The 22,591-nt window shown below is 38.7% G+C and carries 21 protein-coding genes; 10 read left to right on the plus strand and 11 right to left on the minus strand.

Annotated elements, in window-relative coordinates; genetic code table 11:
* Positions 1-6: 6 nt before the first annotated feature.
* From alaS to EXE10_RS03940, 3 genes are all read right to left on the minus strand, one after another.
* A complete protein-coding gene (alaS, locus tag EXE10_RS03930) occupies positions 7-2,700 on the minus strand; it encodes an alanine--tRNA ligase (protein ID WP_171478485.1) in 2,694 nt (897 codons plus the stop codon).
* 181 nt (positions 2,701-2,881) lie between these two features.
* Entirely contained in the window at positions 2,882-3,682 is an 801-nt protein-coding gene (locus EXE10_RS03935; protein WP_130112428.1) for a hypothetical protein, read from the minus strand.
* A gap of 15 nt (positions 3,683-3,697) precedes the next feature.
* Positions 3,698-4,486: a hypothetical protein gene (locus tag EXE10_RS03940; RefSeq protein WP_130112429.1), complete on the minus strand. Its 789-nt coding sequence runs from the start codon at positions 4,484-4,486 to the stop codon at positions 3,698-3,700.
* 326 nt (positions 4,487-4,812) lie between these two features.
* Here EXE10_RS03940 and fadI point away from each other — a divergent pair, with 326 nt between their 5' ends.
* Positions 4,813-6,117, plus strand: coding sequence for an acetyl-CoA C-acyltransferase FadI (gene fadI, locus EXE10_RS03945; protein ID WP_130112430.1), 1,305 nt, complete (start codon positions 4,813-4,815; stop codon positions 6,115-6,117).
* A gap of 105 nt (positions 6,118-6,222) precedes the next feature.
* Here the strand turns inward: fadI and EXE10_RS03950 are convergent, their stop codons facing one another.
* Positions 6,223-7,029: a hypothetical protein gene (locus EXE10_RS03950; RefSeq protein ID WP_130112431.1), complete on the minus strand. Its 807-nt coding sequence runs from the start codon at positions 7,027-7,029 to the stop codon at positions 6,223-6,225.
* Positions 7,030-7,173: 144 nt separating this feature from the next.
* Here EXE10_RS03950 and EXE10_RS03955 point away from each other — a divergent pair, with 144 nt between their 5' ends.
* Together EXE10_RS03955 and EXE10_RS03960 are read left to right on the plus strand one after the other, a co-directional pair.
* Positions 7,174-8,199, plus strand: a complete 1,026-nt coding sequence (locus EXE10_RS03955) for a type I glyceraldehyde-3-phosphate dehydrogenase (RefSeq protein WP_130112432.1) — start codon at positions 7,174-7,176, stop codon at positions 8,197-8,199.
* 89 nt (positions 8,200-8,288) lie between these two features.
* Complete coding sequence (locus EXE10_RS03960; protein ID WP_087552025.1) at positions 8,289-8,585, plus strand: hypothetical protein; 297 nt, start codon at positions 8,289-8,291, stop codon at positions 8,583-8,585.
* A 44-nt stretch (positions 8,586-8,629) separates the two neighbouring features.
* Here the strand turns inward: EXE10_RS03960 and EXE10_RS03965 are convergent, their stop codons facing one another.
* Positions 8,630-8,929 (minus strand): AzlD family protein, encoded by a 300-nt coding sequence (locus tag EXE10_RS03965; protein ID WP_087552026.1) that lies wholly within the window; start codon positions 8,927-8,929, stop codon positions 8,630-8,632.
* A complete protein-coding gene (locus EXE10_RS03970; RefSeq protein WP_130112433.1) occupies positions 8,926-9,669 on the minus strand; it encodes an AzlC family ABC transporter permease in 744 nt (247 codons plus the stop codon). Before EXE10_RS03970 ends, EXE10_RS03965 begins: the two co-directional genes overlap by 4 nt.
* A gap of 162 nt (positions 9,670-9,831) precedes the next feature.
* Here EXE10_RS03970 and EXE10_RS03975 point away from each other — a divergent pair, with 162 nt between their 5' ends.
* The 6 genes from EXE10_RS03975 to EXE10_RS04000 all read left to right on the plus strand — a co-directional run bounded on the left by EXE10_RS03975 (position 9,832) and on the right by EXE10_RS04000 (position 15,323).
* Positions 9,832-10,287 (plus strand): Lrp/AsnC family transcriptional regulator, encoded by a 456-nt coding sequence (locus EXE10_RS03975; protein ID WP_068974235.1) that lies wholly within the window; start codon positions 9,832-9,834, stop codon positions 10,285-10,287.
* Between the two features lie 95 nt (positions 10,288-10,382).
* Entirely contained in the window at positions 10,383-11,156 is a 774-nt protein-coding gene (locus tag EXE10_RS03980) for a hypothetical protein (RefSeq protein ID WP_130112434.1), read from the plus strand.
* A 245-nt stretch (positions 11,157-11,401) separates the two neighbouring features.
* The gene (locus tag EXE10_RS03985) at positions 11,402-12,568 is read left to right on the plus strand and encodes an ATP phosphoribosyltransferase regulatory subunit (RefSeq protein WP_130112435.1); all 1,167 of its coding nucleotides are present in this window, start codon (positions 11,402-11,404) and stop codon (positions 12,566-12,568) included.
* Positions 12,569-12,638: 70 nt separating this feature from the next.
* Positions 12,639-13,958, plus strand: a complete 1,320-nt coding sequence (locus EXE10_RS03990; protein WP_130112436.1) for an adenylosuccinate synthase — start codon at positions 12,639-12,641, stop codon at positions 13,956-13,958.
* Positions 13,959-14,119: 161 nt separating this feature from the next.
* Positions 14,120-14,425: a hypothetical protein gene (locus EXE10_RS03995; protein ID WP_068974231.1), complete on the plus strand. Its 306-nt coding sequence runs from the start codon at positions 14,120-14,122 to the stop codon at positions 14,423-14,425.
* Positions 14,426-14,537: 112 nt separating this feature from the next.
* Positions 14,538-15,323: a M48 family metallopeptidase gene (locus tag EXE10_RS04000; RefSeq protein WP_068974230.1), complete on the plus strand. Its 786-nt coding sequence runs from the start codon at positions 14,538-14,540 to the stop codon at positions 15,321-15,323.
* A 191-nt stretch (positions 15,324-15,514) separates the two neighbouring features.
* Here EXE10_RS04000 and EXE10_RS04005 read toward each other — a convergent pair whose 3' ends face one another.
* Both EXE10_RS04005 and crp read right to left on the minus strand, forming a co-directional pair.
* The gene (locus EXE10_RS04005; RefSeq protein ID WP_130112437.1) at positions 15,515-16,564 is read right to left on the minus strand and encodes an NADP(H)-dependent aldo-keto reductase; all 1,050 of its coding nucleotides are present in this window, start codon (positions 16,562-16,564) and stop codon (positions 15,515-15,517) included.
* A gap of 315 nt (positions 16,565-16,879) precedes the next feature.
* Positions 16,880-17,590 (minus strand): cAMP-activated global transcriptional regulator CRP, encoded by a 711-nt coding sequence (gene crp, locus EXE10_RS04010; RefSeq protein WP_130112438.1) that lies wholly within the window; start codon positions 17,588-17,590, stop codon positions 16,880-16,882.
* A 151-nt stretch (positions 17,591-17,741) separates the two neighbouring features.
* Between crp and EXE10_RS04015 the strand changes: the two genes are divergently transcribed.
* The gene (locus EXE10_RS04015; protein WP_130112439.1) at positions 17,742-18,161 is read left to right on the plus strand and encodes an OsmC family protein; all 420 of its coding nucleotides are present in this window, start codon (positions 17,742-17,744) and stop codon (positions 18,159-18,161) included.
* Positions 18,162-18,346: 185 nt separating this feature from the next.
* Here EXE10_RS04015 and EXE10_RS04020 read toward each other — a convergent pair whose 3' ends face one another.
* From EXE10_RS04020 to EXE10_RS04030, 3 genes are all read right to left on the minus strand, one after another.
* Positions 18,347-19,147, minus strand: coding sequence for a M23 family metallopeptidase (locus EXE10_RS04020; RefSeq protein WP_130112440.1), 801 nt, complete (start codon positions 19,145-19,147; stop codon positions 18,347-18,349).
* A 440-nt stretch (positions 19,148-19,587) separates the two neighbouring features.
* Positions 19,588-21,534 (minus strand): family 2A encapsulin nanocompartment cargo protein cysteine desulfurase, encoded by a 1,947-nt coding sequence (locus EXE10_RS04025; RefSeq protein ID WP_130112441.1) that lies wholly within the window; start codon positions 21,532-21,534, stop codon positions 19,588-19,590.
* On the minus strand, positions 21,509-22,441 hold the full coding sequence (locus EXE10_RS04030; RefSeq protein WP_068974224.1) for a family 2A encapsulin nanocompartment shell protein: 933 nt from the start codon (positions 22,439-22,441) through the stop codon (positions 21,509-21,511). The genes EXE10_RS04025 and EXE10_RS04030 overlap by 26 nt, the downstream gene beginning before the upstream one ends.
* Positions 22,442-22,591: the final 150 nt, after the last annotated feature.

A 22,591-nucleotide genomic window follows, 5' to 3' on the forward strand; every position in this document is an offset into this window, starting at 1 on the left:
AAGTTATTATTTTTGAGCAAGCCAAGCAGTAAGATCTGCCATAACTGGTTCAAACTTCTCGTTTAGTGGCGCGCCACCTTGTGCTAAGTCAGGTTTACCACCACCTTTACCACCCAGCTCTGTCGCTAAGTGTTTGATGATGTCACCCGCTTTTAGATTTGCAGTGAAATCTTTCGCTACAGATGCAATCAGACTGACTTTATCAGCGTCAACACCTGCGAGCACGATCACTGCATTGTCTAATTTAGATTTGACACTGTCATGAAGATGGCGAACAGATTTCGCATCCTGACCATGAACAGTGGCAATAAGTGTCTGGCGACCTGCGATGTTCTGAACTTGACCCATCAGTTCAGATGCTTGGAAATTCGCCAATTTTTGATTCAATTGTTCAATTTGCTTTTGCAATTGATGTGCTGTTTCAACAGTTGCTTCAACTTTTTCAACAGTCTGATCTTTTTGCGCTTTTAATAAGTCATTGATGTGAACAATGTCTGCATCAACTTTTTGTACAGTTTCAAGTGCTTTAGTCCCTGTAACCGCTTCGATACGACGTACACCCGCAGCAACACCACCTTCAGAAGTGATTTTGAATAAACCGATATCACCTGTACGTTTTACGTGGATACCACCACACAATTCGATAGAGAAGTTCTTCTCATCTTTTGTGGTACCCATAGAAAGTACACGTACTTCATCGCCATACTTTTCACCGAACAGCATCATTGCGCCTTTTTCTTTGGCAGTATCGATGTCTAAAAGTTCAGTAGAAACCACAGTATTGGCAATCACTTCAGCATTGACAATACGTTCAATTTGTTGAATTTGAGCAAATGTCACAGGTTGGTCATTGGCAAAGTCAAAACGTAAAATGTCAGACGCAACCAAAGAACCTTTTTGTTGTACATGTTCGCCAAGCACTTGACGTAAAGCAGCATGTAAAAGGTGAGTCGCAGAGTGGTTACGTGCAGTCGCTTCACGGATATCTGCTTTGACAATCGCTTCAACCGCTTGAGTTGCTTTTAAACTACCTACAGTCACGATACCTTGATGAACGAATGCGCCACCCGATTTTTTAGTATCCTGAACTTCAAAGATACCTGTATCGTTTTTGAAAATACCTGTATCACCAATCTGACCACCGCTTTCTGCATAGAAAGGCGTCTGGTTCAATACGATGAGTGCTTCATCACCTTCAACAACTTCATCAACCTGTACACCATCTTTGTAGATCGCAACAATCTGACCTTGACCTTGTGTTGCATCATAGCCATCAAACTGAGTTTCACCATCTACTTTAACAATAGAGTTGTAATCAACAGCGAATTTACCTGCATCGCGGGCACGTTGACGTTGAGCAGCCATTTCAACTTCGAAACCAGCTTCGTCAATGGTTAAATCACGTTCACGTGCAATATCAGCAGTTAAATCTGTAGGGAAACCATAGGTATCATAAAGTTTAAATACGGTTTCACCGGCAATCACATTGCCTTTTAAGTTCGCCAGTTCACCTTCAAGCAATTTCAAACCTTGCTCTAAAGTTTTTGCAAACTGTTCTTCTTCACGGATCAATGCAGTTTCAATCACTTGACGACGTTCAGCAAGTTCAGGATACGCTTCGCCCATTACGTCGATCAAAGGTTGCAACATTTTGTAGAAGAATGTACCTGTTGCGCCCATTTTATTACCATGACGTACAGCACGGCGGATAATACGACGTAGCACATAACCACGACCTTCATTGGATGGATTCACACCATCCGCAATCAGGAAGCAGCAAGAACGTGCATGATCCGCGACCACTTTAAGTGAAGCAGGGTATTCAACAGGGCTGTTGTTTGCTTGTGCAGTTGCAACAGCTTCTGTGGTATCTACACCGATAATTTCAGCAGCAGATTTTAACAAGTGCTGGAACAGATCAGTTTCGTAGTTTGAGTTTACATGTTGTAAAACAGCAGAAATACGCTCCAGTCCCATTCCTGTATCAACAGAAGGAGCAGGAAGATTATGCAATACGCCATCTGCAGTACGGTTGAACTGCATGAATACGTTGTTCCAGATTTCAATGAAACGGTCGCCATCTTCTTCAGGTGAGCCAGGTAAGCCACCCCAGATGTGATCACCGTGGTCAAAGAAAATTTCTGAACATGGACCACAAGGACCTGTGTCACCCATTGCCCAGAAGTTATCTGATGCGTATTTTTCGCCTTTGTTATCACCAATACGGATGATACGGCTTGCATCTAAACCAATTTCTTTGTTCCAGATGTCAAACGCTTCATCATCGGTATGATAAACAGTGGCATAGAGTTTATCTTTAGGTAATGCTAACCATTCTTCACCTGTGAGGAAGTCCCAAGCAAAACGGATTGCATCATGTTTGAAGTAATCACCAAAAGAGAAGTTACCCAACATTTCAAAGAAGGTATGGTGACGTGCGGTATAACCGACATTGTCTAAGTCGTTGTGTTTACCACCTGCACGAACACATTTCTGTGAAGTCGTTGCACGGACATAGTCACGTTTTTCAAGACCTAAGAAACAGTCTTTGAATTGGTTCATCCCTGCATTGGTGAACAGCAGAGTAGGGTCGTTGGCGGGTACAAGTGAACTCGACGCGACACGTGTATGTCCTTGCGATTCAAAGTAACGCAAAAATGCTTCACGTATTTCAGCAGTTGTCATAAAACGAGTACTCACAACCAAGTCACTCCTTAATTCTCATATTGGCTAAAAGTGTGTATCTAAGTCTGATTTTTATGCTTAGTCAACACACGGGCTTAATTTTTAAAAACGCCAAAGTATAACGGAAAAACACCATTGTACCAATGGCTTTCAGGTGAATTGTAGGTTTTTCTACTGTTTTAAACAAAGCATGATTTTAAATGCCGTCGCTTTGTAAAAATTTTGCTTCATTGTAAATATATTGCACGCCATTAAATTTCATAATGTGTTGACGGTTATATTTATTTTCACTGCTTTTACAGGTTTTATAATCTGAACCGTGAGTGGTTTTGGTTTCTTTTATTATAATGTTTTGCAAGCCATGACTGAGTTGATCGGAGAGTATTAGTTTACGGTCTATTAGATCAGTCGTCGCATCATGGCATTGAGAGCGAGATAGCGTTGAGTAGGTATAGCTAGGAAAATGATATAAAATTTGGTGTATTTTCCCAGATGAATTGATCTGAAATAAGTTGAGTTCATGATTGCTAAAACTTGGATCACCAAATTTACTTTCGCGACTTGAAAGCCCAAATACGGTTGTATTTTTGAGTGTGGAAAATGGCACGTTTTCTAGACGTATTCCTTCAAACTCTAAACCACTAAATGGGAAAAAGCCCTTTTGTTCTAGTCTGCTTAATAGCTTCTGATCAGTACCCAAAACAAGAATGGAAAGGTTGTAATCTTGATTTTCATTCGAATCTGGATTGCCCTCTGAGATATAAGCAAAGATGAATAGATGATTGGGTGTTGTTTTTATACAGGCATAGTCGTTAAATGAATTTACTGGGGTGTTTTGAAGGGCTTCTGGTCGTAATTTAAGTGTATGGCGTTGGTTAATCTGCTTTATTTCTGTGGTTGAACACACAGCATATTTTTCAGTTGCAAAGCTTTGTGTACTCATCATGAGCATGATTACACTCAAAAATAGTGTAAATTTAAATTGTAATGGCATCATCATTGCAACCTATGTTTAAAAAGGATCTATACCCAGTAAATTGTGATGTTGTAACTTGTATTCTTTGCCATTAAATTTCAAAGTTTGTTGTTGTTTGAACGTATTCCTTTTTACTTTGCATGTATTTTCATTGCCAATGATTTGATTTTTTTGTTCTTTTAAAATGATATTTTGTAAGCCATTACTTAGTTGATTACTTAAAACAAAAATGCGTTTTACTTCTGAGGATGGATTGTCTTGTCCACAACTGGCATTGACGTAGCCGCTATCATCAGTGCCTATACCACTAAAAATTTCTTTAATTGGCTGTTTGGAATCAATTTTAAATAAAGCCAGATTGTTATGGCGATAAGAAAATCCACCTTCGTGTGAACTACCAGTCTCTACACCAACGACATGCGTATTGGTGAGTGTTGAAAATTTTGTGGTATGCAATTTCACACCATCATAGCGTTCTGCATCTGTTATGTGACTGCTGGGATCTTTATATCGCTGTAATACTTTATTTGATGATGAATCAATGAGATAAAGATTTAAGTCATGTTTCATATCATTATAATCTTGGTATGAAATGGGTTGGCTAATGGCAATCAGTTGAAATCTTTGTTGTTGATCTAAGTTAATGCAACTTTTATATGTTTTTGCATCAGTCTGGTCAAACTTATGCGTCAGTAATTTAAATTTTTGAATGATTTGTTCTTGTTGTTCTGAACAACGCTGATAGGTTTCTGCAGCATGGCTTTGCATAGTGAGCAATAAAGTATTTAAGCCGAGCATCAGGAATAATGGTGATTTTAAAAGCATTTTTTGTCTCAATTCAGAATCAATAAGGGGGGAGATCCTCGCAAGATTGTTACATTCTAGGTTGTGTTGTAATTTGTATTGCTTTTCATCATTTTTAAGAACTTGGATCATAGCATATCTTTTAAATGACAATCATTGAAGCCAAGATTAGAGACATTGTTTAAAGATGAAAATGTAGCAAATCATAAAAATACAGTTTTGTATTTAAGAACAACTATGCACATAAATATTAGTCAGAATTGTCAGTTCAGCCATTGTTGAATAAACGCACAGACCATTACTCTCGGTTATCGTCATTTTGATTAAAATAATTTTAAGGAACAAAAGTGAACAGTAAAGTAGAGTTATCTAATAAGCATGGACGCATTGCCATTGTGGATGCGGTGCGTACTCCATTTGCCCGTATTGCAACACATTATAAAGATTTGAATGCGATTGATTTAGGCGTGATGGTGGTCAATGAGCTGATCAAACGTAATAATTTAAATAAAGATGACATCGACCAATTGGTTTTTGGAATGACAGTCATGATTCCAGAAGCGCCATTTATTGCCCGTGAGATTGCTTTACAGGCAGGCTTGGAAAATGTCGATGCTTATAGTATTACACGGGCATGTGCGACCAGCTTTCAAACTATCACCAGTGCGGCTGAAACGATCCTAGCGGGCAATGCGGATATTATTATTGCAGGTGGAACAGACTCGACCAGTAGTGTGCGTTTACCGATGTCTGCAAAATTTTCTTCAACATTGCGTGATGTCAATTTTGCCAAAACACTGAAAGATCGTTTGAAATTACTGTCTGCATTACGTCCGAGTGATATTTTGCCACAACAACCTTCGATTACAGAATATTCCACCCATGAAACCATGGGGCAAAGTTGTGAACAAATGGTGAAAAAATGGGGCATCAGCCGTAGTGAGCAAGATGATCTTGCATTTAAATCACACTTCAATGCAGACAATGCGTGGAAACAAGGCTATTTAGATCAGCAAGTGCTGACAGCAACTTTAAGTTCAGGCAAAACTTTAAAAGAAGATAACCTTGTCCGTCAAAATCCGAAGCGTGAAGCTTATGACAAATTAAAACCTGTTTTTGATCTTTCGGGCAAAGGTACGGTGACAGCAGGTAATGCCAGTCCTTTGACGGATGGTGCTTCGGCTGTTTTGTTGATGAGTGAAGAAAAAGCCAAAGCTTTAGGTTTTGAACCGATTGGCTATATTCGTTCCTATGCTTTTGCTGCGAAAACACCTAAAGAAGATTTGTTAATGGGACCTGTGTTGGCAGCGCCAATTGCATTGGAACGAGCAGGTATTCCACTTGCAGAAATGACACTGATTGATATGCATGAGGCTTTTGCAGGTCAGGTCTTGTGTAATATTAAGGGTTTAGCGTCAGACAGTTATGCTAAGACGGTATTAAACCGTTCTCAGGCGGTGGGCGAAGTGAATTTTGATCTTCTCAATGTGAATGGTGGTTCAGTTGCTTATGGTCATCCATTTGGGGCAACGGGTGGGCGTGTGATCGGTCAGACTGTACATGAGCTGAAACGCCGTGGCGGTGGTGTGGCTTTAACCACGGCATGTGCTGCGGGTGGTATTGGTGCTGCGATGGTGTTGGAAGTCGATTAATACTTCAAATTGAATTTACGCAGATTGTTAGTAACAGAACGGATGCTAATCCGTTCTGTTGTCGTAATAGAAAAAATTTAAATCAGAAATTTTCACTTTATTATTTTATTCATCTTTCAAATCATCCGAATACAACAATTGCGTTCTGTCGATTTGGTAGGACTCTCCATTAAATTTTAACAATTGTTGCTGTATTTGATTGACTCGTTTGGTTTTACATTTTTCATCGGTATCGACAGACTTTTTAGTTTGTTTGAGTAAAATATCCTCTAATTGATGATTCTGATTATTTTTCAAAATAAAAATACTTTTTATCTCATCACTGGTACTTTCATCACAATCATACATAGGTCGCCAACTTGATTGGATTTGAGTATTTAGGTTTTTTAAAACCCATTGAATTTTATTGTTTTTAGCAGTCGGAGTGCTATAAATAATACGGAATAAATTGAATTTATCTAAGTCATAGCTGTGCTCACCGATATTGTAAAGATGAGTTTTTAATCCGATTACATGTTGTTCAGCTAAGTTTGAGTATGGGACACGATCAAATTTAATTGATGAGAATCGACCATTCGCTTCTGAAACAAATTGAGGATGTTGATAGCGCATCAATAGCCTTTGTTTGTGAATATCAATTAAAATAAGATTGATCTGATAATCATCTTGCTTCGCATCTATCATATTGGCTGTTGTAATCAATACTTGTGAATCATTGAGTTGAATGCAATCAGAGCGATTTTCAATTTCCTCATGTTTTATTGTTAGATCGGATAAGAGATGGAATTTTTGAATAAGTTGCAAGCTTTGTTGCGCATTACAAGAAATATAAATTGGCTTTGCATGAAGTGTAGGGCTTGAGAACATGATTGAAGCTAAGAAAAGATATAAGACTTGTTTTAAATTCACCATTTTAAAATTCTCAATTTTATCAAAAGTTGCTGTATTGTTTTTAACTTGAATATTTCTAATTCATTTTGACAAATATCCTCCCTAAAGCCAAGAAATCCGATAACATAAGCATGAAATCCCTTGTTTCAACTTTAAGGATCAACGATGCAACGTGTGGCGATTAACGGATTTGGGCGAATTGGACGAAATGTACTCCGAGCTTGGTTTGAAAATCCAAAACCATTCCATTTTGAAATCGTAGCGATCAATGATGTTGCAGATGTTGAAACTTTAGTTCACTTATTTAAATACGATACAACCCATGGTCGTTTTGATGGTGCTGTAAATATTGAAGAAGAAAATAACAAGATTTATTTATGTATCGACGCACGTCAAACCAAACTTCGTGTTCAAATTTTAAGACAGCCGAAACCTGAATTATTGCCGTGGCAAGATTTAAGTGTAGACATCGTGCTTGAATGTACAGGTCTTTTCCGTTCTCGTGAAGCTGCAACTCAACATATTCTAGCTGGCGCTAAACGTGTGATTATTGGGGCTGCACCATTTGATACAGTTGATGCTGCAATTGTTTATGGTGTCAATCACCATGATGTGAAAGCAACAGATCAAATTATTTCCAGTGTGTCATGTACCACACAAGCTTTAGTGCCTTTGGTAAAAATTATTGATGATGCTTTTGGGATTGATACGGCTTTAATGACCGAAATTCATGCAGTGACAGCCGATCAATCGGTTTTAGATCATGCACATCGTGATTTGCGTCGTGCTAGAGCTTCAGGACAAAATATTATTCCGACCACATCTTCAGCCTTAGGCGCTTTAAAACAAGTGATGCCAAAAATGGATGGGCGGATTGATGGTTTTTCGATTCGTGTTCCCACCATTAATGTTGCAGCGATTGATTTAACCTTTATTTCAAAATCACCGGTTACAGCACATCTGATCAATCAGACACTGATTAAAGCTGCAAAGTATGATTATGCTGAAATCATGTCTGTAACGGATGAATTATTGGTTTCAAGTGACTTTAACCATTCACCTTATTCATTGGTGGTGGATTTAACCCAAACTATGGTGGTTGGGCATCAGGCAAAAGTTTTTGCGTGGTATGACAATGAATGGGGCTATGCCAACCGATTATTAGACTTATGTGAATCATTTATTGCTTAGTATTTGAAAGACAATTGAGCATTGATTGAAGCGATTAGTTTTTACTTTTGAAAATTAGAACGATTTTATTAAATGGATATGGGGGACGTATGGTTTTTATTTATATCGGGATGGGCATTATCTATTTGGCAATGATGTTATTGATTTGGCAAATGGGGAAATTAACCAAGGAAAACAAAGCGCTTGCTGAAGCTGTAGAAATAAAAACTCAAAAGATCCAATCTCAAGAGCAACATTTAAAACAAACTTTGGAAATCATGCAGGATTTAGCCAAGAAGATGCATGTGCAACAAGAGGTATTGGACAATACTTCAAATCGTTTGACGCAGGTTGAGTTTCAAAATGCTGAATTAATCAAAATATTGCAAAGAAATGCTTCATCTTAATTCAATATTTTAAAGTTAAGCCGATTGGTGTTTGAGATACCACCTTAGACCATTAAGTATCTCAAAAGACCTGTGGCAATGATACTGATTAAAACTGTCGGTAATAATGATAAATAGCATGCTGCAAGAAATGTAATAGCAATTGCAATTAAATTAGCAGGATTGTCTGAAACAAAATAAGGTGCAATCACTGAAATCAGTACACATCCTGGAATCACTTGTAAAATCTGTGTCGTTCTTTTGCTTAATTTTCTGTTTTTAAGCAATAAATAGCCTAAAACTCGTGTGGAATAGGTGGTTAAAGCAACACAAATAATGGCAATGAGTGTAGGAATATGGATCATTCTTCATCTCCAATAAACAATATTGCTGCGATAATGCCAGTCACGGAACCGACTAAAACATACCAACCTTTCGGTAAATAAAGATAAGCCAGTGCAGCAGCAATTAAACTCATCAACCACGGTAACGCAGGTTTAAAGCCTTTCCACATGCCACGTAATAAAACTAAGAACACGGCAGGGAATGCCATATCAAAGCCAAACTTTGTCACATCACCTAAAAATGAACCAATTCCTACGCCCAAAGTGGTAAACACGACCCACATTACATAGAGGGCGAAACACAAACCGATATAGAAGAACACACTAAAACCTGCATAGGGATTTCGTGGGTTATTTTTGTGCGCATCGGTAATGCTTAAAGCCCAGCTTTCATCGCACATAAAGAACAATAACGGTAAGGCTTTACGATTAGGTAAATGGCGAATATATGGTGCTAAACTTGCCCCCATTAAAATATGACGACTATTGACTAAGAAAGTGATCAAAATCAGAAACATCAGTTGGGGTGGTTGCGTCCACACTTCAATAATCGCAAATTCTGAACCGCCTGCGAAATTCAACCCAGTCAGTAAGGGAACTTCTAGCGCAGAAAAGCCTTTCTGTGCTGCTTGAGTGCCTAAAACCAAGGCAAATGGAATAATCCCCAAAAGCATAGGAATTGAAATTTTCACACCACGAAGAAACTCACGATATTCAATAGATTCATTGATCTCATGGGTAGAGCTTTTGAACTTGAACATGGTGGTAACTCAATTACATTACTGGTGATTGGAAAATTATTTTATGCTTTTATGGACGCTATATTTTACTTTATTCACTTGTTTGAATTTTATATTTAAAATTTTATTGCTGAAAATGTGCTATTTTTGATATTAAATAGCTTTATTATTCTGGGGTGCGTGATGGATCAAATGGATAAGCGTATTCTGCATGCTTTACAGCAGAATGGAAAATTACAAAATAATGATCTTGCTGAAAAAATTGGCTTGTCACCATCGCCGTGTTTAAGACGCGTTAAACAGCTTGAAGAAGAAGGGGTGATTGATCGCTATGTGGCATTGGTCAATCCACAGAAGGTAAATTTAGGGCTTACAGTCTTTGCTCGAATTTGGTTGAAAAGCCAAGATGAAAAGACGGTAAATCAATTTATTGATGCAATTATGAATATCCCTGAAATTGTGGAATGCCAGTTGATGGCGGGGGATTGTGACTTCTTTTTAAGGATAGTCGTTTCTGATTTAGAAGCTTACCGTAAATTTCAGATTAATCACTTAAATAAAATTGCAGGAATTCAGAATGTAAAAACGGAGATTCCATTGCAAAAAATAAAATTAACGACAGTTTTACCTTTGACTTGATCTTAGTATTGTTGCTATTACTGAGTTCAGTGAAATTTTCTAATTTGCCATAAAATTTTAATCATTAAAAAGATAATATTAAGGACGCATGAATAATGAAAAATTACCAAAGAATAATGATGATATTGTCTCTGTTGGGAATCGGGTTGTCGGGGTGTGCTACAACCCTTTTAACAGTAGCTGTTCATGAACAAGATCACTATAGTACAAAAAAAGCATTGGTGATGCGAGATCAGTTGATTGCAATTGGGCGTGCGAGTCAGCCTATCTCAGGTTATGAAGATGCATTGGTCATTGCAGGTGAAAAGTATAGCTACTTAGTGACTTCAGATCAGAAGTCGAAAATAACAACTCAAAACTTGAATCAAATTTTACAACAGTTCGATTTGCAAAACTTAAGTTTATATCAAGCAGGGTGGGACACAAACTTAGCACTGGGTTTGGTAGGGAATGAAAACCCTAAAAATCCTATCCTATTTGAGATGAAAAAAGAGCGTGAAACCCAAAGGAAAAATATGCATGCAAATATTTATCTCGTTTATCGAAAATCTTTGCAACATGTGAAGCCACAAGACCAAGCAAAGCTTAAACAGTTTGATTTTGAATGTGTAAAGAGTAAGGTGGAATTGCAGTGTAAATTGGACATTGCTGTGGATTTACGTTTGGCACAGCAAGTTGCTAATAAAAACCAGTTACAGCATCGCTTCAAACAACCTGTTGATTTGGTTGTTTATCAAACGATTGAAAAATCAAAAGTGGCACAAACTGCCAAGAACATTGCTTTATATCCGTTAGCAATCACATTTGATATTGTCACCAGTCCTTTACAATTAATTGGTTTTTTGACTTGGAAGACACCATCTATATAGCCCAAGTTGATATATGAACACTTGATAAGTCGAAATAGATCACAAGGAATCACAATAAAAGAGAATTTAAAATATCTATAAATCAAGTAAAAGACCAAAAAGCATTTAATTGGGTATGAAACGCATTTTTTCTGCAAAAGTCTAATGCACAGTGCCAATGATCGTGCTAAAATTAGAGAAATCGGGTGTGTTCCCGATTTTTTTATGCGGATTAGTTCCGCGCAGACAGGATTTAGGTTTACAACATGCCCATTTCAGAGACATGGTTATTACCTGATGGTGTAGCTGATGTATTACCAGAGCAAGCGCAAGTCATCGAACAATTGCGTCGTAAAGCTTTAGATTTCCTCGCATCTCGAGGTTATCAACTGGTGTATACGCCATTTATCGAATACATCGAATCTCTTTCTTCTCTCTCCGAATCGAATCAAGATTTAGACTTAGCCACTTTTAAAGTCATCGACCAACTTTCAGGTCGTTTACTTGGTGTGCGTGCCGATATGACACCGCAAGTGGCTCGTATCGATGCCCATGTACATCAAGTACAAGGTGTGGCGCGTTACTGCTATGCAGGAACAGTACTTCATACTAAACCACAAGGTTTCAATACCACGCGTGCGCCTTTACAGTTAGGTGCAGAATTATTTGGTTCAGACAGTATAGATGCAGACGTTGAACTGATCGATGTGATGCTGAACTTGATTAAAACAGCAGGTTTAGAAGACGGTATTCATTTGGATTTAGGGCATGTTGGCTTATTCAGAAGTTTAGTCAAACATGCAGGTCTAAATAAATCGACTGAACGTCAGTTGTCTGATCTTTATCAACGTAAAGCTTTACCTGAGCTTGCTGAATTTACTCAAGATTTAAAATTTGGTGCAGATTTTTATGCCTTAGGTCGTTATGCAAGTGATTTTGAAGCTTTGCAAGCGAACTTAAGCACAGAAATTCTTGCGGATGTTGCGTTTAAACAAGCAGTTGATGCACTTCGTACCACACAAACAGAAATCCAAACACGTTGGCCAAATCTAAAGATTGGTATCGATGTTGTAGAGCTTCGTTCATATCACTACCACACTGGGTTAATGTATGCAGTCTATGCACCAAATCGTGCAGAGCCATTAGCCAAAGGCGGACGTTATGATGGTATTGGCGAACACTTTGGTCGTGCGCGTCCTGCAACAGGTTTCTCTTGTGACTTATATACTTTAACCGCAGGTCAGCATCAAAAAATCGAGAAAGTGGTTGCGCCAAAAGGAACAGAACCTGCTTTACTTGATGCGATTGCAACAGCACGTACACAAGGCTTAAGTGTAATTCAGTTATTGGGTAATGATGATTTAAACTCTGTACCGTATGCAACTCACAAAATGGTGAATGTTGCGGGTGAGTGGAAGATCGAAACTATTTAAGTATCAGATTGAATATTCATCAAATTCGATTTGGTTTTCTATTTTAACAGCATGATGTAATGAGGCTATTATGGGCAAAAGTGTTGTGGTACTCGGTACCCAATGGGGCGACGAAGGTAAAGGTAAAATCGTTGACCTGCTCACAGATCAAGCAGCAGCGGTAGTACGTTATCAAGGCGGACATAACGCAGGGCATACGCTTGTCGTTGGTGGTAAGAAAACAGTTCTTCACCTCATTCCATCAGGTATTTTACGTGAAAACGTACTGTGCTTAATTGGTAATGGTGTGGTACTTTCACCAGAAGCTTTGATCAAAGAAATGGATATTTTAGAGAAAGAAGGCGTGCCTGTACGTGAACGTCTACGTATCTCTCCAAACTGTCCGTTGATTCTTCCTCACCATATCGCACTTGACCAAGCACGTGAAATAAAACGTGGTAATGCCAAAATTGGTACAACTGGTCGTGGTATTGGTCCTGCGTATGAAGATAAAGTTGCACGTCGTGCGATCCGTGTTGCGGATTTAGTACGTGGGGGCGATCATCTTAAAGCGCAATTGGAAGAGCTTCTTGAGTACCATAACTTCCAATTGACTCAATTCTTTGGTGTTGAAGCAGTTAAGGTTGAAGATGTACTTGCATTGTGTGATCAATGGCGTGAAGTGATTAAACCACTTGTAATTGATGTAATTACTGAGTTGCATAACTACCGCAAAAATGGTGAAAACATCATGTTTGAAGGTGCTCAAGGCTCACTTCTAGATGTTGACCACGGTACGTATCCGTATGTAACTTCATCAAATACAACTGCGGGTGGCGTAAGCTCAGGTTCAGGTCTAGGTCCATTGCACCTTGATTATGTATTGGGTATTACTAAAGCATATACAACTCGTGTAGGTGCTGGTCCGTTCCCAACAGAGCTTGTTTATGATGCTGCTAACGATGTTGGTGATGCGATTGGTAAACACTTAGGTACTGTTGGTTCTGAATTTGGTGCATCTACTGGTCGTCAACGTCGTTGTGGTTGGTTTGATGCTGAAATTCTACGTCGTTCTGTAGATGTAAACTCACTTTCAGGTATTTGCTTAACTAAACTTGACGTTTTAGACGGTTTAGAAGAAGTTAAAATCTGTGTAGGTTATGAAGCAGCGGATTCTGGTTGTGTAGGTTCATCTGATGCTCTTGCATTTGAAACTTTAAAACCGATCTATGAAACAATGCCAGGTTGGTCTGAATCGACTTTCGGTGCAAAATCGATTGATCAATTGCCACAGAATGCTATTAACTATGTAAAACGTCTTGAACAATTGATTGAATGTCCAATTGACATCATTTCAACTGGTCCAGATCGTGATGAAACAATCGTTATGCGTCATCCTTTTGATGTATAATTGTTTTTGCAGTTATAAGTGATTTAAAAGCCTCGAAATTTCGGGGCTTTTTTATACATAATTCAAGACTTTTAATAAAGACTAAAGTCGACAAAAAATTGACTAGGTTTTCATATTTAGCTTGTTAAAATATATCTTTAGATACACATTGAGTTTGTAGAATGCAAAAAAATATATCAGCCACGATATTTTATTCCTTAATTTTTGCAATGGGTGGGGCGCCTACAATCGCGCTATCGATTATTCATGCGCAGACCAATGATCCTGAAATTATCAACAGTGCTTTGCTTGGGTTAAGTGTGATGGTGGCATGTATTTTGGTACCTATTATTTTAATCCAAAATGCTTTTTTATTTGCAAAAAGAAAAAGTCCAACTTTAGAAGAAAAAATAGAACCTCTTAAAATTATTTACTTAGGGTTAAATATTATTTGTTTAGTCTATTGGTTAATCATTCAGTTTTTTTAAGTGATTTATTTACATAATTAATATGAATTTAAGACTTGTATTGATTTATGCTTAGCATACATTTGCATATAATTTAAAATGCTTAAATTTGTTCTCTATGGAGTTGATTATAATGAACAATAAATTATTACTTAGCCTTTGTACTATCACTGCTATTTCTATTTCAGGATGTACAACGATTGCAGACATGGCTGGGGCTGATTCCGCGACTTTAAATATGAATGCTACACAAGGTTTTAATAAAACCGTGCAAGAAGCGCGTAGCAAAAATACTTTAGACACTTCTTCTGCAACGTATAAGAAAATTAATTCTGCATTTATTCGTTTAAAGCCGTACGCAGATCAAATGAATAAGACAGGTCAAAAATTTGATTGGCAGTTGGCTGTATTAAAATCAGATACTGTGAATGCTTATGTTGCACCTGGTGGTAAAGTTGTTTTCTATACTGGTATTGTAAATAAATTAAACTTATCAGAAGCTGAAGTCGCTGCAGTAATGGGTCATGAAATGACGCATGCACTAGAAGAGCATTCTAAACAAAAAGTAGGCGCTCAAGCTTTAACTAACCTTGCTGTTGGTATTGGTAAGTCATACGCTGGCGCACAACTTGGTGAGCTAGGTAATGCTGCAATTGATTTGGGTAGTCAAGTGGGTGTAGGTCTGCCATATTCACGTAGCTTAGAAAGTCGTGCCGATGAAGGTGGTTTAATCATGATGGCGAAAGCTGGTTATAACCCACAATCTGCGATCACTTTATGGGAAAAAATGGCGAAAAATAGTGGCGCTCAAGGCTCTGCATTGCTTTCAACTCACCCATCAGATGCGAACCGTATCAATGCGATGAAAAAGAATTTACCAGAAGCGATGGCAGTTTATAACGCACGTGGCGGTAAATAATTAAATTATTGATTGAGCTAAATCAAGAAAAGGATGCTTTTGCATCCTTTTTTAATGCTTAAAAATGAGTGATTGGAGTTTTTTACGTCCATCGAAGTATTGAAATTAAGGTGCATTTTTTAAATGTATCAAAGCTCAGTAACTACGGTGCGTTTTCTAAAAGACAATTAAAGCTATGCTTTAATTGTCTTTTAGGGAGCGGGATTAGGCTGTTGTTTATGAATAGCTTCAATTTCAATTAGAATTTCGTTAGATAAATCAACATCAAAAGCTTGAACATTTTCTTTAAGTTGCGCTAATGTTGTTGCTCCGATGATGGTGCTACTTACAAAAAATTGCTGTTTAATAAAAGCTAGTGCAAGTTGTATGGGGCTTAAACCATGCTTTTCTGCCACTAAAGCATATTGTTCAGTTGCCCAGTCACTTTGCGGATTGCTATAGCGGCTAAAGCGTGAATACAGGGTAATTCGCCCATCTGCAGGACGTGCTCCGTGACGATATTTTCCAGTTAAGTAACCAAAAGCCAAAGGTGAGTATGCGAGTAGCCCTACGCCTTCATATTTGGCAATCTCAGCCATACCAATCTCATAGGTACGATTGAGTAAGCTATATGGGTTTTGCACGCTGACCACTTTTTCTAGACCCAATTGCTCGGCTAAATGTAGAAATTTCAAGGTTCCCCATGGGGTTTCATTGGATAAGCCAATATGGCGGATACGTCCCTTTTTGACCTCTGATGAAAGTGCTTCTAAAGTTTCAGCAAGTGGGGTGATATCCTGATCAAGATTAGCAAGCTCATTGCCATATCCAAGGGGGCCAAAGAAGTTAGCAGGGCGTTGAGGCCAGTGCAATTGGTATAAGTCGATGTAATCAGTCTGTAAGCGCTTTAAAGAGCTATCAATCGCTGCGGGAATGTCAGAAGCATTAAATTTCGTCTGACCATTGCGGATTTGACTACCACCTTGGGCAGGTCCTGCTATTTTTGTTGCAAGAATGAGTTGATCACGTTGTCCATTTTGCGCGATCCAATTTCCAATAATCGTTTCAGTTGAACCTTGAGTTTCAGGCTTTGGGGGAACAGGGTACATTTCTGCTGTATCCCAGAAATTCAAATTTTTATCCAGTGCATAAGCCAATTGTTCAAATGCTTGTTGTTGATTATTTTGTTCACCAAAAGTCATCGTACCCAGACAGATTTCAGGGACAACCAGTTCGGAACGACCTAAACGATTTAATTTCATTCTATTTCCTTGAAAAAATTAGAACTATTTCAAAAACATTTATCATATTCAATAGATCATAACCTAAAATTATGTGAAGAAGTGTATGTAAAAAATGTTCATATTAGAAATAAAAGATATAAAAATCTCAAATAGTGATAACAGTGCCAATACGCATTTAGAAGAAAGCGTAGCCAAATAAAAACAGGGCGTAAAAAAAGCAAACTCGAAAGTTTGCTTTTAAAATATTATTTAGGCTTTATGAGAATATTAATATTTATCAGTTCGAAATAAATTTTATTCGGAAACTAAGCACTCATATCAGCATCAATAATTTTATTCGTCATCTTGATCTACATCGTCTTCAGAGAATTTAGACTCTTCTAAAGAAGCATCAAAAATTAGAATAGCTTTACCATCAGTTTCAATCATACCTTGTTCTTCAAGTGTTTTAAGAACACGACCGACCATTTCACGTGAACAGCCTACGATACGACCGATTTCTTGACGTGTAATACGGATTTGACGACCATTTGGAAGGATCATTGCTTCTGGTTGAGCAGAAAGGTCAATCAAACAACGCGCAATACGACCAGATACATCGATAAATGCAAGGTCAGTTACTTTACGTGTTGTGTTCTTTAAACGGCGAACAAGCTGAGCAAAAACAGCGTAGCTTAAATCTGGATATTGTTTGCTGATTTCGTGGAAATTGTCATAAGAAATTTCAGCAATTTCACAAACGTCACGCGTTCTTACTTCCGCAGTACGTTGAGGATTTTGCTCAAATAATCCCATTTCCCCAAAAAAATCCCCAGGGTTCAAATAAGCAACAACGATTTCACGTTCATCATCTTCACGTAAAATAATTGAAACTGAACCTTTTAAAATTAAATACAGAGATTTTGACTCTGAACCTGCATCAACAATGGTTGAACGTTTTGGAAAACGATTGATGTGGGCTCTTTTGAGCAAAGCTTTGACTGACTCAGGTAATTGACCAGGAGACAAAGCATCTGTACTAAGTTGTGCAAAATTAGAAGACATGCTTAAAAATTCCGAATTGGATAATAACTAGATCTTTTGACCTAAATTGAACTCGTCACGTAGAAGCAGTAGAGATGAAATTCCTTATCAACTCATTTTATGCTAGTGTACAGGTACCCTGTAAATTTATAGCTTTTTTTAGGTAGTTGCAATGCAAACTAGCGTACATTGGTTAGAGAATGTTGCTTTTGAAGCAAAATCGGATAGTGGACATCAAATTGTTATGGATGGTTCTGCTGAATATGGTGGTGAAAACCGTGGCCCACGTCCCATGGAACTCATATTAATGGGACTTGGTGGTTGTGCTTCGTTTGATATTGTGACCATATTGAAGAAATCTCGCCAAGATGTGACTGGTGTTGTGTGTCAGTTGAAGGCTGATCGTGCGGATACAATTCCAGCAGTTTTTACAAAAATCCACTTACATTTTGTTGTTACTGGTCATGATGTTAAAGAGAAGCAGGTCGCTAAAGCTGTTGAATTATCAGCTGAAAAGTACTGTTCTGCGAGTAAAATGTTGTCTGACGGCGGTGTAGAAATCACACATGATTTTGAGATTGTCGCTGCTTAATAATTAGCTGTACATAAAAAAAGCCAATATTTTTATTGGCTTTTTTTATTATTTATATCACTAAAATTAAAATGACTGAATCGGTCAAGTTTTAGAAAAATAAATTATTACAAAATGTTTATTTTTGTTAAAAATTCGCATTTTTTACCAAAAAATCAAACTATCTTATTATTTGTTGGATGAAATTAGGGTGTCAAAAATAATTGTGGATCGACACGGGCATTGTTCAAACTCATTCCCCAATGTAAATGTGCTCCTGTCACACGCCCCGTTTTCCCCACTAAACCCAACACTTCACCTTGTTTTACTGTTTGTCCTTTAGAAACATTAATTTTGCTTAAATGGCAGAACATACTAATAAGACCTTGTCCATGATCAATCAAAACAGTTTTACCATTAAAAAAATAATCTCCTGTACCCACCACAATTCCTGCTGCAGGAGCAATGACTTTCTGCCCCACAGGTGCAGGAATGTCTAAACCTGAATGAGGGGCACGTTCTTCACCATTAAAAAAGCGTTTTCGTCCAAATGAGTTACTGAATTTACCCGCTGTAGGGCGAATGAATTTGGGAAACTCAGTCCATTGAGCAGCTGTAAATGAGGTATAAATATCATTTTGCTCTTTGGCTTCACGCGCATAACGATCCAGTTGTTCTTGTTTGGGATTGACATAGTCCTGATTTTTAACCGTTAAGCGCTGTTGTGCATATTTATAATCTTTCACTTCGATTTGAATCGGTTGGCTGTTGGTTTGTAGTTCCAATGTGCCTACAGGCGTAGATAATGGAATACCAAATACCGCATAGCGTTGAGAATTGGGCTGCGTGACCAAGACAGGAAGTCCGTTGTATTTGATCACAGTTACATTTCGCGCGAGAGGAATGACAGCAATACCGCCTGCACGGCGAGAGTCTTGCGGCAAGCCAAACACTTGCGTTGTGGTGATTAATCCGCAAAGCATCAATATTTTTTTGAAAGAAAGCATAGATCTTCAACATTTTCTATTTGAGACATTATGAAGTGTTTGTTGTGATCTGCTCAAGTTCAAGATTGTGAATAAAATAGCCTAAGCAATATTGAGTTTGATAAATTTTCTATTTCACAAGCTGATTTCTAATTAGCCAAAATTTTGTAGCATTTCAGCAAAGTAAAATAGACTTCTTGCGAAAGTTAGTTTCAGCAAGATCTGAATCAATATTGAATGTTCCCTCTCCTTTCAGGAGAGGGTTAGGGAGAGGTTTTCTATTTAAAAGCCCCTCATCCCAAAGGGAGAAGGAACTTCCAATATTCTTTTGAATATGTTTTAAGTCAAAAAATTGAATATTTTTTGACTTACGCAAGAGATCTAATACATTTCCAAATAAAAAATCACATGCCGAATCAATTCAGCATGTGATGGTTTTTTATGATTCATCAATGGTTCAATTAGGATTTATACGGCTTGGCACGACGCAGTTGATGCAAGACAGAAACCAATAGGTCAATTTCCTCAGTCGTATTATAAAATGCGAGAGAAGGGCGGACAGTGCGTTCTACCCCAAAACGGCGCAAGATCGGTTGCGCACAATGATGTCCTGTACGCACTGCGATGCCATACTGATTCAGCACTTTACCCACTTCTTCCGTTTCATAACCTGCAAGGGTAAAAGACATCACACTGGCTTTATTCAACGCAGTCCCAATCAGACGTAAGCCTGAAACACTTTGCAATGCGTGTTGTCCATACTCAAGCAGATCATGTTCATAACGTACAATATTGTGAATACCAATACTTTCCACATATTCTAAGGCAGCACCTAGACCGACTGCATCAGCAATGTTTCCTGTACCTGCTTCAAATTTATTGGGTGCAGGTTGGTAAATCACATTTTCAAAAGTCACGTCCTGAATCATGTTGCCGCCACCTTCCCAAACCGGCATGCTGTCGAGCAATTCGGCTTTGGCATAGACGGCACCGATGCCTGTAGGACCGAAAACTTTGTGCCCTGAAAAGACAAAGAAGTCGGCATCAAGTGCGGTGACATTGGTCGGCATATGTGACACAGATTGCGCACCATCAATCAATACACGTACCCCTGCGGCATGCGCCAAGGCAATGATTTCCTGCGTTGGTGTTACAGTTCCCAAAGCATTGGAGACTTGGGTAATGGCAACCAATTTAGTTTTCGGATTGAGCAGTTTAATAAACTCATCAATGCGAATCTGCCCTGTATCATCCACAGGAATGACCCGTAGTTTTGCCCCAGTTTCTTTGGTGAGTTGAAACCACGGCACAATATTGGCATGGTGCTCAAGATTGGACACGATGATTTCATCACCTGCACCAATATTTTGCTTACCCCACGATTTTGCAATCAGGTTAATGCCTTCTGTTGTACCTCGGACAAAAACAATGTTTTGTGCAGAGGGCGCACCGATAAAACGAGCCACCACATCACGAGCATGTTCATAAGCATCGCTTGCAAGTGCCGCAAGTTCATGCGCTGCACGGTGAATGTTGGAATTTTCATGTTCATAAAAATATGAAATTCGATCTATCACCGCTTTAGGTTTATGTGTGGTTGCTGCATTATCCAACCAAATTAATGGTTTACCATTAACACGTTCCTGCAAAATCGGAAAATCACGACGAATCTGCAAAATATCAATCGGTTGATGATTTTGTGCAGTGGTCGGGATTTGCAAATTTTGCTCACGCTGAAACTGTGATTGCTCAACACTTGGTGCAGAAGCAAAATAATAGCCCGATTCAGTAGTCGCAGGTTTGTCATTACGATCTTTGAGCAAGCCTTTGAGTTGATGATCATCCACAACATGATAGTCATCAAAAGCAAAAGGGTTACGCAATACATCACTTGGCGCTGTTGCTTGTAGCGCATCAGGCTTTGGAATGTCTAAAAAGTAATAGGCAGATTGCCCCTGCGCCGTATTTTGTTGCGATATTGCAGATGCACTTGGTGTTTCTGTTGTAGCAGAAGGCAAGTGAATCCGATTCGATAACGCAGACGGATCAGAATTGTGCGCACCGCCAATCACAGGCGCTGAAGATAAAATTCGACGCTCAGGATGATCTGCGGTTGGATCAGCGAATCGTTGTGTCGCACTTGGATTCAAGCTGCTTTGTTGCACCACAGCAGGCACACGACCACTCAATGCCGCAATTGGATCTTTCGGCTGCGGTGGGTGGCTAATGCCATTGCCTGTTGCATGTTCAGGTAAATCCAAGTTTAAACCTTGTGCATTTTGCTTTGGCAAAGCAGAGAAAAACTCTGCTGCCAATTGCGTAAGCACAGATTCACTGATTGGTGCATCCGCTTGTGCAGATGCTGTATCAGTGGGTAATGAATTACTTGTAAGTGCTTGGATAGTCATGGTATTTATCAACCTCCACGTCTTCAAGTACAGCCAAAGCATCTTCGGTCAGTACCGCCAAAGAGCAATATAACGAGATCAGATAAGATGCAATTGCATTGCGGTTAATCCCCATGAAGCGTACAGACAAGCCCGGCGCTTGTTCACCTGCAAGACCCGGTTGGAATAATCCGACCACACCTTGACGTTTTTCACCGACACGTAACAGGATGATTTTGGTTTTACCATCTTCTACAGGGATTTTATTCGATGGAATCAGCGGAACACCACGCCATGTGATGAACTGAGAACCAAACAGGCTAACGGTTGGTGGTGGCACGCCACGACGGGTACATTCACGACCAAACGCAGCAATCGCATCAGGATGAGCAAGGAAGAAGCCCGGTTCTTTCCATACTTTGCGTAGTAAGTCATCAAAATCGTCAGGCGTTGGCGCACCTGTCAAGGTTGAAAGACGCTGACTGTCAGCAACACTTGCCAATAAACCATATTCAGGGTTATTGATCAGCTCACTTTCCTGACGCTCTTTAATGGTTTCAATGGTTAAACGTAATTGTTCTTTGATTTGATCATGCGGGCTACTGTACAAATCTGAAACACGGGTATGAATGTCTAAAACCGTTGAAACGCCATTGAGAAAATATTCACGTGGGTTAAGTTCATAGTCCACAAAAGTTTGCGGTAATGTCGCTTCGTCACGTTGAGTACACGCCACCTGAATATCATCAGTATTGCTGACTTGGTTGACACGGTAAATACCCGCTTCTACAGGTGTCCATTGCAATAAATGTGTTAACCAACGAGGTGTAATCGTCGAAAGCTGTGGAACGGTTTTGGTTGCATTGGCAAGCTGACGGGCAGCCTGATCACTTAACGATTGGCGGGCTACTTCTTGGTTTTTAGCCATTTTTATACATCCTAAAATTCTAAAGAAAACATTTCAAAAATGAAGTATTACAGTTGGTTTATGTTTTTTTAGGCAAAAGTGATCCTCTCCCAAGTTATTGAAGTTTTAGTCAAAAATAAGAATTGAATTAAAATTTAGCGTCAGCTTTAG

The organism is Acinetobacter sp. WCHAc060033 (assembly GCF_004209125.1).
Lineage (GTDB): Bacteria > Pseudomonadota > Gammaproteobacteria > Pseudomonadales > Moraxellaceae > Acinetobacter > Acinetobacter wuhouensis.